Origin of the sequence: Paraburkholderia sp. OAS925 (genome assembly GCF_040543975.1) — a bacterium.
Classification (GTDB): Bacteria; Pseudomonadota; Gammaproteobacteria; order Burkholderiales; family Burkholderiaceae; genus Paraburkholderia; species Paraburkholderia graminis.
The window spans coordinates 799,484-813,106 of the sequence record NZ_JBEUNO010000002.1; the positions used below are offsets into that span (position 1 = coordinate 799,484).

Sequence of the window (13,623 nt, forward strand, 5' to 3'; positions counted from 1 at the left end):
TCAAATCACGCAGCGCGCCGCGCGATTGCGTAACGCGCGAATCGCGCTGTACGCGGTCAACGCAGATGTTTTCGGGTTGTCGGGCAACGGCTTGCCGCACATTTCCAGCGACATCTCGCCGAACGCGCCGCGCGCGAGAATCCTATGCACGTTGCGCGTCACATTCGGATCGGCGATCAGGCGAACGGTCGTGTGATCGAGGCCGAGGCCAGCGAGCGCAATCGTCGCGGCCACGTTGGCGTTCTTCGGATAGAGACGCGCCGCTTCGCGCGCGCTGCCTTCGAAGATCACCTGCTCGACTTTCAACGTGTTCAGATCGCAGACCTGTTCCGCGGGCGTGCCGAGCCAGCCGGTCGGCGGCTTGCGGCCCGTGTACAACACTTCGTCGAGGCCGCCGAGCTTCGCCGCGGCCAATGCATCCACGCCGCCGATTGCGCCCGAGAGCAACGTCAGCGTTGCGTCGCCTTCGTCGGCTGCTGCGGACAACGCGTCGAGCAACGTCATATCGGACAACGCACCGATCGACGCAACCGCGCAATCCGTGCCGGCCTTCAGCAGCGGCACAACGTGATCGACCAGTGCGCTGTGCCCCGCGCATTCCAAAGCGAAATGCGGGCGGCTGCTCAATGCGGACACTGAAGCCACCACGTCCACCGTCGAGCCGACCACTTCGCGTACCGAAGCCATATGACGCTCCGGCACGATCACGTGCGACACGCGCACCGCCGGGTCAGCGGCGACCGAGCGGTACACCGCCTGGCCGATCGCGCCGAAGCCGATCATCGCGACATCGACGGGAGCGTGGTGCCCCGCGTAGCCCGCATCACGCATGTTCCGGCTCCTCTTTCTTGACCGGCGGCCCGGCGAACGCGGTCGCGAACGACCCGACCGATAGCATGTCCACTTCGACCAAGACCGGACCGGTCTTCGCCATGCCTTCGCGAATGATCGCGTCGGCTTCGTCGAGCGATTTGATGCGGTAGTGCGTGAGCTTCAGGCTTTCGCAGAACTGCGCGAAGTCCGGTTGATGCAGATCGACGTAGCAGCGGCGGCCGCCGTATTGCGCGTCCTGAATGTTGCGGATCACGCCGTAGCATTGATCGTTCATCAACACGATCATCACGTTGGCGTTTTCCTGCACGGCCGTCGCGAGTTCGCCGACGTTGACCATCAGGCCGCCGTCGCCGACGAGGCACACGGTCTTGGCAGCGCTACCCGCAAGCGCCGCGCCGATGCCCATCTGCATCCCCTGGCCGATGCCGCCGCCGAGTGCATGCACGCCCGCGCGCGGCGAGAAAATCTTCAGCATGCGGTTGCCCCACGTGCTGTTCGAGATCGTGACGTCGCGCACCCAGTTGTAATCGCGGCCCACCGCTGACTGCAATGCGTCGACGAGACGCTTGTACGGACCGAGACCCTTGCCTACATCGGCGACTGCGCTTTCGCGCGCCGCGGCCAGATCAGGTCCGAATGAAGGATCGACCTTCACGCGTCCTTCGAGCAGCGTCGCGAGTTCTTCGAGCACCGCCGACGCATCGCCGTGAACGAACATCTCGTTGCGATAGCCGCGGTTATCGGCGAGCGCGTCGGCGTCGATGCGATACAGCGGTTGCGGCAATGCGAGCTTGTACTTGAGCGTCTCATTGCCACGCAGACGCGAACCGACGACGACCAACGCATCGCAAGTCTTATAGAAACTTTCGACGGCCGAATGCACGTTGAACGCACCCAGCGTCGCCGGATGATCTTCGGGCAACACGCCGCGGCCCTGCACGCTCGTCACGACGCCGAAACCAAGCGTGACCAGACGCTCGACGGCATGCGTCGCATGACGCGCGCCGCCACCGAGCCACAACAGCGGACGCTTCGCCTTCGCGAGTTGCTCGGCGAGTTGCGCGACGCGCTCGCTGCAATGCGTGAGCGTGGTGATATGCGGCGCGGCCATGTCGGCAGGCCATTCGATTTCGGCGGCCTGAATGTCGATGGGAATCTCGACGCTCACCGGACCGCTCGGCGCGGTTTGCGCAACGCGCACGGCTTCGCGGATGGTCGGCAGCGCGGTCTCCACCGAACGCACGCGATACGCGGCCTTCGAGATGGACTGGAGCATCGACAGTTGATCCGGCGCTTCGTGGATGTACGCAAGATCGCGGTCGAGATATTCGGTTTCGATCTGACCGGTCACATGCAGCAGCGCGGTGCCTGCGGTCAGTGCTTCGACCATCGCGCCCGCTGCATTGCCCGCCGCCGTGCCGGTGCTCGTGAACGCCACACCGAGTCCGCCCGATACGCGCGCAAGACCGTCGGCCATATTCACAGCGCCCGCTTCGCCGCGCGCGCCGACATAGCGAATCTTGCCGCGGTTGTGGATCGCGTCGAGGATCGGCATGTTGTGGATCGAGATCACGCCGAACGCGGTTTTTACGCCGCACTGCTCGAGAAAAGCGGCGATCAGTTCGCCAACGGTGGTTGTGTTAGACATGTCGTGCAACGCCTCCAGAAACATCGATGTGACTGCCCGTCGTATAGGACGACAGCGTCGTAGCCAGATAAAAGAGCGCTTGAGCGGCTTCTTCGGGTTTGCCGAAGCGGCCTAGCGGAATGTTTTTCTTGCGCGCGAGTTCGGCGGTCCAGTCGTCCCAGCTCTGGCCCGGCTGCGCTTCTTTCGCATAGCGTCGGCGCCATTGCCCCGACTCGACGATGCCGATCAGAATCGAATTGACGCGCACACGCTGCGGCGCGAGTTCCACCGCGAGCGACTTGATGAGGTTCTGCACGCCCGCACGCGCCGACGAAGTCGCGACCATATGCGGCTCCGGCTGCAGCGCGAGCAGCGAATTCACGCAGACCACGGCCGCGTTGCCCGCGCCGCCGTTGGCTGCATCGCGCAGCATCGGCAGAAAGGCGCGCGTGGGGCGAATCACGCTGAAGTATTTGAGGTCGAGTTCTTCGCGCCATGCTTCGTCGCTTGTATCGGCGAAGGTCGACACGCGGCCCTGGCCCGCGTTGTTGATCAGCATGTCAGTGCGGCCGAAGCGTGCTTGCACCGCTTGTGCAAACGCGTTGACGTCGTCGGCGTTCAGCACGTCGCAGCGGCGAGCGAGCAATCGCGCGGCGGGAAACTGCGCGTTCAATGCGGCCTCGGCTTGCGCGAGACGTTCGGTATCGCGGCCGCAGATGGCAACCGAAGCGCCCGCTTTCAGGAACAGTTCGGCGCACGCGAGGCCGATGCCGGACGAGCCGCCCGTCACCACCGCTACTTGCCCGCTGAGATCGATTTGAATCATTTGAGTCCCAATGCCTTCATGTATTTGCTGCCCGCATTCGAACCGTTGCCCGGCCGGTAATTGAGCCGCTGCGAAAGCTCGTCGGCTGCGCGGCGCACTTTGTCGACCAGACCGCTGTCCAGCAGCGACGCGTCGATCTCCTGGCGCGGAATCGTCGTCGTGATCACGGCGACGATGCGCCCCGTGTCATTGCGCACCGGCGCGCTGACAACCGAAATGCCGCGCTCGAACGACGACTCGCTGATCGCGAAACCGCGGCGCGCGTCGTCGCAAATCCGTTCGTACAGGTCGTCTACCGTCGCGGGCGTCTGTCGGGTGAAACGTTCAAGTTCCGGCTCGGGATAAAGCTTTTTCAGTTCGTCTAGCGTCATGTCGCCCATCAGGACCTGACCGTGCGTCGTTGCATATGCGGGCAGGCGCGTGCCGACGTTGACCTTCACCGAACTGAAAATCGGCGCGTGGCTCTGCGCCTTTGCGACGAAAACGACATCGCGTCCATCGCGAATCACAATGTGCGCGGTGAGACCCGTTTCGTCGCGCAAGGCTTCGATGATCGGCAAGCCGAGGTCGGTCAATTCAAGCGAGCTCAGATATTCGAAGCCGAGGCGCAACACGGCGACGCCGAGTCGATAGTTACGGTCTTTATCCGCGCGTTCGAGAAAGCCGAGCGATTCCAGCGTTTGCAGCAAGCGGAAAACTGTCGTGCGAGGAATCTTCAGGCGTCGCGACAATTCCGGCGCGCCGAGAACCGGCTCGTGCGGTGAGAATTCGGTGAGGATCTTCAAACCGCGTTCCAGACCGGGCACGCGGTAACTGCTATCGCTGTTGCTATCGCTGCTGTCGTTGCGGTCTTCGTCCGCGTCGCGCTCGTTGAGGGTGTCGGGCGTCATTCATTGGCTCCGTTGTCCGGCGCTTGCGCGGCAGAACGTGTCGATGATCGCGGTGTACGCGGCGCTTGCTTCGATATAGCCGGCGTGCCCCGCGCGTGGCACGACTTGCAGTTGGGTGTCCGCGGCGAGCGCGAGTCGCTCGCAGGCCGCGGGTGTCGTAATGGTGTCGTCCGCGCCGACCGCGATATGCAGGCGGCCGTTATAGCGGCCCTTCAACCGCGCGAGGTCGCTGGCGAGGTCCGCGTTGGCGAGCAGATGCGTGGCCTGCGCGTAGCCGTGCGGAATCACACGCGACATGTTCCAGCGCACCCATGCACGCGCTTCGTCGCTTGCATGCGCGGACAACATATTGGCGCTGCGCTTTTTCCGCGAGACCTTGCGGGCCGAGTTCGTTGAGCATCGCGAGCCGTTGATCGCGCTTCGTCTCGCGCACTTCCGCGGAAGCCGCGCCGTAGCCGCCGGCCGGCGACAACAGCAACAGACCCGCCACACGCTGCGGATGCATCGCGGCAAACGAACCGGCGATGATCGCGCCGAGCGAATGACCAACCAGCACGCAACGTTCGATGCCGAGCTTTTCCAGCCATTCGTAGAGCACATTCGCGTAGTCGGTGGCTGCGGGAGAAGCGGCGGCAACCGGCGTCGATTCGCCATAACCCGGCGCGTCCCACGCCAGCACGCGACGGCTCGCGCTCAATGCCTCGAACTGCTGCACCCACGAAGCCGCGCCCGAGCCGATACCGTGCAGCAACACGAGCGGCAATGCATCGCTCGTCTCGCATGCTTCGCGATAACTCAGCACGCGCTGCGATGCCAGTTCGACCTGCCGCGCAGGAAAGCGCGCAACGCGTGCTTCGAGCGTGGCGTGTGAAGCTGCGGCGGTAGCGGACGGGACTGCGGACATGATTTCCTTCGTGGACGTTTTGACGAAAAGCGCTTAGCGCTTGAGCGCGGCGAGCGGCGAATCCGGCGGATACGTCGGCGTAATCGGCTTCGGCGAACCGAGCATCACGCACATCAGCGCGTCTTCTTCGCCGATGTTGATCTCCGTGCGATACACGCCCGGCGGCACCGAAATGAGATCGCGCTCGCCGAGCACGGCTTCCCACGTTTCGCCGTCTTTCTCGCAGATCACTTTCATCTTGCCGCGCAGCACGAAGAAAATTTCTTCGACATCCATATGAATATGGCTCGGGCCGATGTTGCCGGCCGGAATCACCATCGTCGAAAACGTGAAGCCGCCTGCGGGCACTGTGTTCGAATCTTTGGCGACACCTGTGCCGCCCGTGCCGACGTAGCGCATTTGCGCGCGGCGATACTTCGGGTCGTAGTCAGCCTGGAATTTCAGCGCGTCCCAGTCGTAGCGACGCGTTTCAAAGCGCGCGACGCGGCTGTCGAGCCACTGCGCAAAGCTCGCGTCCGTGGGTTGGTCCCACGATTTGCGTTCGATATCGGCGTCCGCCATCTCTTTCTCCTTTCGATTCGACAAGATCAATTCATCACGAAGCCGCCGTTCACCGGCAGCAACTGGCCGGTCACGAAGCGCGCGGCATCGGACAAGAGGAACAGCACCGGCCCGGTCACGTCGTCGGGCACTTGCGCACGCGTCAGCGCACGGCCTTGCAGGTAATACTGATGACGCTCGGCGGGCACATACGCGGTCGCCTCGACTTCGGTGAGGCCGGGCGCAATCGCGTTGACGGTCACCTGATGCGCGCCGAATTCGCGTGCGAGCGAGCGCGTCATCGAGATCACGGCGCCCTTGCTCGCCACGTACGCGAGCAACTTGGGCGCGCCCCACATCGCCGTGTCCGATGCAATGTTCACGATGCTGCCGCGGCCCGAGTCGCGCAGATAAGGCAACGCGGCGGTGCTCATCAACCAGGTGCCGCGCACGTTCACATTCATTACGGCGTCCCAGGTATCGACGGAAAGCTCGTCGGCAAACTTGCCGCCCGAGTTCGTGATGGCCGCGTTGTTGATCAGCGCGTTGATGCCACCGAGTTGCGTCGCCGCTTGCTGCGCGAATTGCGCGATGCTTTCGGGGTTGGCCAGATCGAGCGGAAGGTACGTCGCCGCATGGCCTTCGCCAGCAAGCGATGCCGCCAGCGCGCGTCCTTCGTCGTGCAGCACATCGCCGAATACGACTTGAGCGCCGGCTTGCACCAAGGCCCGCACGAACGCCGCGCCGAGACCGCGCGCGCCGCCCGTCACGAGGACGCGCCGGCCGCTGAGCATCGCGGGCGCGTCGTTATGCATGGTTCTGGCCCGCTGCTTCGGTTTGCGCGGCTTGCGCCTGATGCGCTTCCAGCGCAGCGAAATCCTGTTGCGCGCGCTGACGCAGCATGCGCCGCACACGCGTCATGCCCACATCGTGCTGATAGAGAAACTCATGCTCGCGCGCATTCGGCGCCATGCTTTCGAGCACATAGCGGTCTTGCTCCAGCACGGCCCAATGCAGACCTTCCAGGCGATTGCGATACATGAAGCGCCACGCGTCGCGCTGCCAGCCCTGCACCTTGCGGGTACGCCAGAAATAAACCTGGCAATTGTTTTCGTCGACGGGAACCGCGAAGCCGATGATCCCGAAGTTGCCGCCGGGGCCGAACTTCTTCTTGTACGGAATCGCGAGGCGCATCCACAGGCAACCGGTTTCGCCGAGTTCGACCCAGTCGAAGTTCACGTCGCGCTGGCCGACCTTTTCGAACATCAAACCGGTTTCGGTTTTGCGCACGCGCATGTCGGCCTGCTTGTCGCCTTCGGCCATCGAATGCGAAGTCGCGTGCAAATAGGCGCCGTGCATCGGGTCCATCACGTTGTCGATCGCGTACTGGTAATTGCACTTCCAGTTCGACATGCAGAGGAAGCTCGCGTATTCGTCGCCGACCAGTTCTTCCGGCAACTTGAGCGGCGCGGGTTCCTTATGAGCGTCGTCGCCGAACCAGAGGAAGATCGCGCCCGCGTGTTCTTCGGCCGGATACGACTTCACGCACTTCTGGCCTTCAAGCGGACAGTTCGACACGGCCGGCACTTTAGTGACGGTGCCGCCGCCGTTGATTTCAATGCCGTGATACCAGCACGCGACGCTGCCGCCGAGATTCCAGCCGAGCGACAGACGCGCGCCGCGATGCGGGCAGCGGTCTTCGAGCGCGTGGACTTTGCCTTCCTTGTCGCGCCACAGCACGATCTGATCGCCAAGGCGCGTGATGCCGATGGGCGCATCGCCGACTTGCCAGCTCGGCGCGACGGGATACCAGTAGTTGCGCAGGCCGCGATCCAGGTACGACTGGATGGGATCGGCTGCGGGTTGACTTGTAGCGGGGGACGTCATGAAGAGACTCCGGAAGCGAATGCGGACGCAGTGAGCGTGGTCGAAAAAGCGCGCTTATTCGGCGAGCAGACGAAATTCGGCGGCGAGGCGTTCGGCGTTCCACGCATTGCCTTCCGGCGTGCGAAAGCCAATGCCATTCAAACCGTCGACGACTTCCTGCAACTCCACCGCGCCGGCTTCGAAAACTTTTTCAAGCGCATCGCCGAAGTCGTTTTCGTATTGCGTCGGCTCGGCCTTGCGCGTTTGCCAGATGAAGTTTTCCGTCTCGCCCGGCTTCTCGATCACGCCCTTGCCGGCGACGTTGTTCGGCTGCGGCGCGAGCCACGGCTTCAGAAAGGGATTGAAGTTCACGGCTACTTCTCGCATGTCATTCCACCTTGATCTGGATTTCTTCACCGGCGAGGCGCACCGAATACGTCTTCAGGTCGCGGCCGCCGGGCTCTTTCAGGCACTTGCCCGTCGGAATGTGAAACACGGCTTCGTGCAGCGGGCATTCGACCGTGTCGCCGTCGATAAAGCCCTGCGTCAGCAGCGCGTATGCATGAGGACAGACGTTTTCGAGCGCATAGAGCGCATCGCCCACCTTGTAGATGCCGATTTCCGTGCCGTCGAGCTTGAACTCGAGCGGCGCGTCGTCGGACAGGTCGCCGGCATGGCCGGCGCAGCGCCATTGTTCAGTCATTTCTCGCCTTCTCCTGAAGCTCTATGTTCCATATAAGGAACATCAGTTCGTGTATGGATAATTATAGGAGTGACTCTAGCCGCGACAAATAAAAATCTCAAGCGTTAGGGGAAAACACTGACGGTCACTGACCACGCCCGGCATTGCTCCGGTCGGCACACACGGCCACAACGCTTTGCCGGCGCGGTTTCGGCCGTAAAACCAGCGCATCCGGCAAGTCCTGGACTCGGGTTTCTACGGACACCGAAAATTTATTTTGACCACTTTCGAAGTCACTATACTTTCCATAGGCGATACACACGCCCATAGGTGGAACATAAAGCGCGGCAGATTTGGCGGCTCGACCAAAGCTGCATCAACCCAAAAAGCAAGCGATCAGGGACGACGAAACTGGCCCGAGCCACGCGTCGTGTGATCAGGAGAACCAACGGTGAAGCACATCATTGCAGCCGGTTTGACGGCAATCTGCGTAACGACAGGCGCATGGGCGCAGAGCAGCGTGACGCTGTACGGCAGCCTGGATGCCGGCATCGCGTACATCAGCAACGTGGGCGGCCACGCGAAGTGGATCGAGGAACAGGGCAACATGCAGCCCGACCGCTGGGGCCTGAAAGGCGTCGAAGATCTCGGCGGCGGCCTGAAGACGATCTTTCAGCTGGAGAACGGCTTTTACATGAACACCGGCGCGTTCGCGAAGGCGGGCACGCTGTTCAATCGGCAGGCGTTCGTGGGTTTGAGTTCGGACAAGATCGGCACGCTGACTTTCGGCCATCAGACGCCGTTCAGCTTCGACGTGCTGGGTCCGCTCAGCACCGCCTACCTCGCGGCGAGCTGGTATGCGTTCCATCCGGGCAATATCGACGAACTCGCGGACACGGGCGTCGTGCCGTTCGACAACTCGGTGAAGTTTCGCTCGGCCACATTCAACGGCTTCAGCGTCGGCGCGATGATGGGTCTGGGCAACACGACGAACTTCTCGACCGGCAAGACGCTGAGCTTTGCGCTTAGCTATGCGAACGGTCCGTTCAAGGCCGGCGCGGCGTATGCGAACGAGCACAACCGCACGCCGTCGATCGTCACCACGGGCATCACCAGTTTCCAGGGCGTGCCCGCCGCCAGCTACAGCGCGGACAAGGTGCAAAACATGGGCGCGGGCGCGTCGTACCAGTTCGGCAAGCTGCTCGTGCACGGTCTCTATACGCGAGTGAAACTGGAGTCGGCCGGGCACTCGGACACGTATCAGAGCTACGACGTCGGCGCGAATTATCAGTTCACGCCGTTCAACAGCGTGTCGGGCGGCGCCGCGACTACCACGCTCGCCGGGCACCGCTGGACGCAGTTCGAGATCGGCGACATCTACGCGTTGTCGAAATCGACGCAACTGTATGTGAATGCGCTCTATGAGCGTGCGGGTTCGAATACCGACGCTGCGTTCTTCACTGCGGGCGTGTCGAGTGGCCGCAACCAGACGATCATTCTGACCGGCATCCACCACTCGTTCTGAGCGGAAGATCGGAACCTCGGAACCTCGGAACCTCCGAACTAGCTCGCCGTGACCGGTTTGCGGCGAGCCTGCGACGCGGTAGGGTCGTCCGCGCGCGGACGATAGCCCAGCCGCTCCGACAATTCGAGCGCGGCCTGGCACACGGCGCTAATGAGCGGCTCGCGCTCCTCGCTCTCGCCCAGATCGGAACGCGGAATCGTGACCGTCAACGCGGCGGCGATCTTGCCGCTCTGGTCGCGCACCGGCGCGCTCACCACCGAAATGCCCCGCTCGAACGACGCCTCGCTCAGCGCATAGCCGAGCGCCGCGCTTTCGCGCACTCGTCCGTACAGTTCTTCGACGGTCGCGGGCGTGCGTTCGGTGAACCGTTCAAGCTGCGGTTCGGGATATAGCTGACGCAGTTCGTCGAAAGTGAGATCGCCCATCAGCACCTGGCCATGCACCGTGGCATGCGCGGGCAGACGCGTGCCGACGTGCACCTTCACCGAACTGAACATGGGCTCATGAGTTTGCGCTTTGCCGACGAACACCACGTCGCGCTGATCGCGAATCAGCAGATGCGAACTCAAACCGGTGACGTCGCGCAGACGTTCGAGAATCGGCGTGCCGACGTCGGTCAATTCCAGCGAGTTGAGATATTCGAAACCGAGCCGCAGCACCGCGACGCTCAGCCGGAAATAACGGTCGCCGTTGACGCGTTCGAGAAAGCCGAGCGCTTCGAGCGTCTGCAACAGACGGAAGGTTGTGGTGCGCGGAATGCCGATGCGCCTGGACAATTCGGGAGCGCCGAGCACAGGTTCGCGCGCGCTGAATTCGGCGAGGATACGCAGGCCGCGCTCGAGGCCCGGCACGAGATAAGTCGAGCCACCGGCGCTGTCTTCGTCCACGCCGCTTTCCTGCGCCGAAGGCATGACATCGTCCTGCGAAACCGGCGCTGCCGCAGCGCGGGGCCTGGTCTGCTTGCGTGCCGCTCCTGTCTGCTCTTCTTTTGCCATCTTGGCTGCCGTTTTTCTGCTGTTCATCGAGGTCAGATCAGCATGATAGCGTCTTTGCGGTGCTATGCTTTGATGCGGTCCGCTGCGCGAGGCCTCGTAGCCGCGCCTTCGTTCCGCTCAAGCGTCCGGAGACTACGCTCATGCCTAATTCCGTGCAGATTCAGGTTGCCGATTCGCATCTCTATCCTGGCTGCGCGGTGCACATCGCGCACTTACCGGAGCCGGCGCGAGCGGCCGCCGCGATCGTCGAATTCGCGGATGGCTCGGGCGCTCATGCCACCTGTCATCTGCGGGCGCACGACGAACTCGAGCTGACCGTCGACGGTTACGCGACCCAACAGCGCCATCCGGTCAATTCAAGGCATTGGCTGCTGTTTGCCGTCGATGCAACGCACAACAGTTGGCGCGTGAAGCGCCGCTTGCCTTAGTTGCCGCTTAGTTGCCGCTTAGCTGCAAACCCCCGCCGCACCATCAGCACGATCGTAGCTTTCGCCGGCGTCTTGCGCGCCGCCCCGAGCCGCATTTGACGCTCGCCACGCCCACCTGGGAACCGACCGATGACAGACCACGACTCCTCGCCGCCGAACTCCAATAGCGCCGACAGCGCCGATCACCCCGCCAACGTCGCGGACGACCCTCTCAATCCCGAGCGCCGCCGTGTACTGACGGGCCTCGCCGCCGTCGGCATCGGGCTCGCGCTGAGCGGCTGCAAGACCGAAGAGATGGCGAGCGCCGCCGGCCCGCGCAGCGCGGCGGATATACGGCTCGATGCCGCACTGCGCGACCAGGTCAAACAGATCGTGGTGATCTACGCGGAGAACCGCAGTTTCGCCAATCTCTACGGCAATTTTCCAGGCATCCAGCATCCACTCGACGCCGTCGCCGCCGAGCGCTATCTGCAACTCGACCGCGACGGCAAGACGCCGTTGCCGCGCCTGCCGGCCATCTGGGGCGGCCTCGTTCCGCAAGCCCAGGAAGTGGACGGCAAGCGCTACATGATCGGCCAGAAGGACCTCGGCAATCTGCGCAACGGGCCTTTTCATCTCACCGACGCGCAAGGCGCGCCGCTGCCCACAGGTGTGATCACGCGCGACCTCGTGCATCGCTTCTATCAGAACCAGATGCAGATCAACGCGGGGCGCAACAACCAGTTCGCCGCGTGGGGCGATTCGGGCGGCCTCGTCATGGGCCATTACCGCAATTCCGCCGATACACTCAAGCTCTGGAGTCTCGCGCAGCAATACACGCTGTGCGATAACTTCTTCATGGCCGCGTTCGGCGGCTCGTGGCTGAACCACATCTTTCTGATTTCGGCGCAGGCGCCGTTCTATCCGGACATCCATAACAGCCCGGCGAAGAAAATGGTGTCGGTGGTCGAAGGCGACGATCCGACCGGCGTGCGGCTGAAGCCCGCGCCCGACTCGCCGGCATCGGCATTGGACGGTCCGCCGAAATACGTCAACGACGGCGCTTTCACCGCCGACGGCTACGCGGTCAACACCATGTCGCCGCCGTATCAGCCGAGCAACGTGCGCCCGGCGGAAGGCGGCGACCCGGCGTTCGCGGACGCGTCGAATCCGCGCGTGCTGCCGCCGCAGCATTACGCGACGATCGGCGACCGTCTCTCGGACAAAGGCGTGGATTGGGCGTGGTACAGCGGCGCGTGGCAATACGCGCTGGAGCATCAGGACACGGGCGCGGTGCCCGACTTCCAGTATCACCATCAGCCGTTCAACTACTTTGCCAACTACGCGCCGGGCACGGCGGCGCGGCGCAAATATCTCCGCGATGCGGGCCTCGGCAGCGAGCCGTCGACGAACCGTCTGATCGCCGACATCGACGCGGGGCGTCTGCCCGCCGTCACGTTCTACAAGCCGCAAGGCGATCTGAATATGCACGCCGGTTACGCGGACGTCGAGTCGGGCGACCGGCACATCGCGCGCGTCATCGAGCATATTCAGCGCGGTCCACAGTGGGCCAATACGGTCGTGATCGTCACCGTCGATGAAAACGGCGGCTGGTGGGACCCGGTCGCGCCGCCGAAGGGAGACCGGTGGGGGCCGGGCTCGCGGATTCCCGCGCTGGTGATTTCGCCGCTTGCCAGAAAGGGCTACGTCGATCACACCGTGTACGACACGAATTCGATTCTTCGGCTCATCAGCCGCGTGCACGGACTCGCGCCGCTCGATGGCGTCGTTGCGCGCGATCGCGCGTTCGCCCGTAACGGCCTTGTGCCGCCTGGCGATTTGACGGCGCCGCTGGACCTCGCGTGAGCTCGTCGAAGGACGCGCGCGCGAGCTGCGCGTTCGTGTCGCAGGCGGGCGTTTGCGCGTCCATCCAGGCGTGTTTCCGCGCGGGCTTCGGCGTCGCTTTTTAACGCCGAAACTCATAGCTTCGCCTTGAATAACCGGTGCCGCGACATAGACTGTTAAAGCAATTCTTGGCACTTTGCACGGAACTGATATGCGCCTGACTATCCTTATCAACGGTTCCGATCCCACCGTCAGTCACGACTACGCTGTTCTATGGCTCGACACCGACCAGCACCGGTGGTCGAGGGAAGCGCATCAAGGGATCGATCTGCCCCCGTGGGGCGAACTGCACGACGAAGACGGCGTGACGACACTGTGCGCGCCGAGTAACGACGCGCCGCTTTGCACGCTACGCGGCTTGCATGTCGACCGAAAGCAGCGTGTGAGCGCGGCGCAAGGCGACGCGGCCTGGACCGCGATGCACAACCGCGCGCCGACGAGCGGCTTCTGGCGTTTGCAAGCGGTCGATCGTCAAGACGTGCACGCTGAAAATAGCGTGTTCGGCAATTAATTCTCGCGTCGTTCTTCTGCTCGGTCGAAATTCCACGCGCGGGTCGTTGAGGCTCGCGCGTGGAATTTTTTTGTCCGCGCGCTGGCGCGAAGTGAGCATGATGTGAGCGCG

At 63.2% G+C, this 13,623-nt stretch carries 14 protein-coding genes and 1 pseudogene; 4 read left to right on the top strand and 11 right to left on the bottom strand.

From position 1 onward, the window contains the following. From ABIE53_RS22420 to ABIE53_RS22465, 10 genes and pseudogenes are all read right to left on the bottom strand, one after another. Positions 1 to 831 carry an aspartate dehydrogenase gene (locus tag ABIE53_RS22420; protein ID WP_029967225.1) on the bottom strand — a complete coding sequence of 277 codons (831 nt, stop codon included), beginning with the start codon at positions 829 to 831 and terminating at the stop codon, positions 1 to 3. Next, the gene (locus tag ABIE53_RS22425; RefSeq protein WP_192699545.1) at positions 824 to 2,482 is read right to left on the bottom strand and encodes a thiamine pyrophosphate-binding protein; all 1,659 of its coding nucleotides are present in this window, start codon (positions 2,480 to 2,482) and stop codon (positions 824 to 826) included. Before ABIE53_RS22425 ends, ABIE53_RS22420 begins: the two co-directional genes overlap by 8 nt. Next, a complete protein-coding gene (locus tag ABIE53_RS22430) occupies positions 2,475 to 3,287 on the bottom strand; it encodes an SDR family oxidoreductase (RefSeq protein ID WP_006047374.1) in 813 nt (270 codons plus the stop codon). The genes ABIE53_RS22425 and ABIE53_RS22430 overlap by 8 nt, the downstream gene beginning before the upstream one ends. Further along, positions 3,284 to 4,177, bottom strand: coding sequence for an IclR family transcriptional regulator (locus ABIE53_RS22435; protein ID WP_192699544.1), 894 nt, complete (start codon positions 4,175 to 4,177; stop codon positions 3,284 to 3,286). Before ABIE53_RS22435 ends, ABIE53_RS22430 begins: the two co-directional genes overlap by 4 nt. Beyond that, positions 4,178 to 5,081 (bottom strand): annotated as a pseudogene (locus ABIE53_RS22440) (alpha/beta fold hydrolase). Between the two features lie 33 nt (positions 5,082 to 5,114). Further along, the gene (locus tag ABIE53_RS22445) at positions 5,115 to 5,642 is read right to left on the bottom strand and encodes a cupin domain-containing protein (RefSeq protein ID WP_006047377.1); all 528 of its coding nucleotides are present in this window, start codon (positions 5,640 to 5,642) and stop codon (positions 5,115 to 5,117) included. A 26-nt stretch (positions 5,643 to 5,668) separates the two neighbouring features. Beyond that, positions 5,669 to 6,436, bottom strand: coding sequence for an SDR family oxidoreductase (locus ABIE53_RS22450; protein WP_006047378.1), 768 nt, complete (start codon positions 6,434 to 6,436; stop codon positions 5,669 to 5,671). Further along, positions 6,429 to 7,508 carry an aromatic ring-hydroxylating dioxygenase subunit alpha gene (locus tag ABIE53_RS22455; RefSeq protein WP_192699542.1) on the bottom strand — a complete coding sequence of 360 codons (1,080 nt, stop codon included), beginning with the start codon at positions 7,506 to 7,508 and terminating at the stop codon, positions 6,429 to 6,431. The genes ABIE53_RS22450 and ABIE53_RS22455 overlap by 8 nt, the downstream gene beginning before the upstream one ends. Positions 7,509 to 7,562: 54 nt before the next feature. Next, the gene (locus ABIE53_RS22460) at positions 7,563 to 7,874 is read right to left on the bottom strand and encodes a recombinase-like helix-turn-helix domain-containing protein (protein ID WP_006047380.1); all 312 of its coding nucleotides are present in this window, start codon (positions 7,872 to 7,874) and stop codon (positions 7,563 to 7,565) included. Position 7,875: 1 nt separating this feature from the next. After that, entirely contained in the window at positions 7,876 to 8,190 is a 315-nt protein-coding gene (locus ABIE53_RS22465) for a non-heme iron oxygenase ferredoxin subunit (RefSeq protein ID WP_006047381.1), read from the bottom strand. 430 nt (positions 8,191 to 8,620) lie between these two features. Between ABIE53_RS22465 and ABIE53_RS22470 the strand changes: the two genes are divergently transcribed. Then, positions 8,621 to 9,694 carry a porin gene (locus ABIE53_RS22470; RefSeq protein WP_192699541.1) on the top strand — a complete coding sequence of 358 codons (1,074 nt, stop codon included), beginning with the start codon at positions 8,621 to 8,623 and terminating at the stop codon, positions 9,692 to 9,694. A 38-nt stretch (positions 9,695 to 9,732) separates the two neighbouring features. Here the strand turns inward: ABIE53_RS22470 and ABIE53_RS22475 are convergent, their stop codons facing one another. Next, on the bottom strand, positions 9,733 to 10,689 hold the full coding sequence (locus ABIE53_RS22475) for an IclR family transcriptional regulator (RefSeq protein WP_053859781.1): 957 nt from the start codon (positions 10,687 to 10,689) through the stop codon (positions 9,733 to 9,735). A gap of 140 nt (positions 10,690 to 10,829) precedes the next feature. Here ABIE53_RS22475 and ABIE53_RS22480 point away from each other — a divergent pair, with 140 nt between their 5' ends. The 3 genes from ABIE53_RS22480 to ABIE53_RS22490 all read left to right on the top strand — a co-directional run bounded on the left by ABIE53_RS22480 (position 10,830) and on the right by ABIE53_RS22490 (position 13,512). After that, positions 10,830 to 11,117: a hypothetical protein gene (locus tag ABIE53_RS22480; RefSeq protein ID WP_006047384.1), complete on the top strand. Its 288-nt coding sequence runs from the start codon at positions 10,830 to 10,832 to the stop codon at positions 11,115 to 11,117. A 129-nt stretch (positions 11,118 to 11,246) separates the two neighbouring features. After that, positions 11,247 to 12,962 (top strand): acid phosphatase, encoded by a 1,716-nt coding sequence (locus tag ABIE53_RS22485; RefSeq protein WP_192699540.1) that lies wholly within the window; start codon positions 11,247 to 11,249, stop codon positions 12,960 to 12,962. A 190-nt stretch (positions 12,963 to 13,152) separates the two neighbouring features. After that, complete coding sequence (locus ABIE53_RS22490; RefSeq protein WP_006047386.1) at positions 13,153 to 13,512, top strand: DUF3564 domain-containing protein; 360 nt, start codon at positions 13,153 to 13,155, stop codon at positions 13,510 to 13,512. Positions 13,513 to 13,623: the final 111 nt, after the last annotated feature.

Bases quoted from the DNA above. Each gene is read 5' to 3' on its own strand.
- ABIE53_RS22420 (WP_029967225.1), bottom strand. From the start codon at position 831: ATGCGTGATGCGGGCTACGCGGGGCACCACGCTCCCGTCGATGTCGCG.
- ABIE53_RS22425 (WP_192699545.1), bottom strand. From the start codon at position 2,482: ATGTCTAACACAACCACCGTTGGCGAACTGATCGCCGCTTTTCTCGAG.
- ABIE53_RS22430 (WP_006047374.1), bottom strand. From the start codon at position 3,287: ATGATTCAAATCGATCTCAGCGGGCAAGTAGCGGTGGTGACGGGCGGC.
- ABIE53_RS22435 (WP_192699544.1), bottom strand. From the start codon at position 4,177: ATGACGCCCGACACCCTCAACGAGCGCGACGCGGACGAAGACCGCAAC.
- ABIE53_RS22445 (WP_006047377.1), bottom strand. From the start codon at position 5,642: ATGGCGGACGCCGATATCGAACGCAAATCGTGGGACCAACCCACGGAC.
- ABIE53_RS22450 (WP_006047378.1), bottom strand. From the start codon at position 6,436: ATGCATAACGACGCGCCCGCGATGCTCAGCGGCCGGCGCGTCCTCGTG.
- ABIE53_RS22455 (WP_192699542.1), bottom strand. From the start codon at position 7,508: ATGACGTCCCCCGCTACAAGTCAACCCGCAGCCGATCCCATCCAGTCG.
- ABIE53_RS22460 (WP_006047380.1), bottom strand. From the start codon at position 7,874: ATGCGAGAAGTAGCCGTGAACTTCAATCCCTTTCTGAAGCCGTGGCTC.
- ABIE53_RS22465 (WP_006047381.1), bottom strand. From the start codon at position 8,190: ATGACTGAACAATGGCGCTGCGCCGGCCATGCCGGCGACCTGTCCGAC.
- ABIE53_RS22475 (WP_053859781.1), bottom strand. From the start codon at position 10,689: ATGGCAAAAGAAGAGCAGACAGGAGCGGCACGCAAGCAGACCAGGCCC.
- ABIE53_RS22480 (WP_006047384.1), top strand. From the start codon at position 10,830: ATGCCTAATTCCGTGCAGATTCAGGTTGCCGATTCGCATCTCTATCCT.
- ABIE53_RS22485 (WP_192699540.1), top strand. From the start codon at position 11,247: ATGACAGACCACGACTCCTCGCCGCCGAACTCCAATAGCGCCGACAGC.
- ABIE53_RS22490 (WP_006047386.1), top strand. From the start codon at position 13,153: ATGCGCCTGACTATCCTTATCAACGGTTCCGATCCCACCGTCAGTCAC.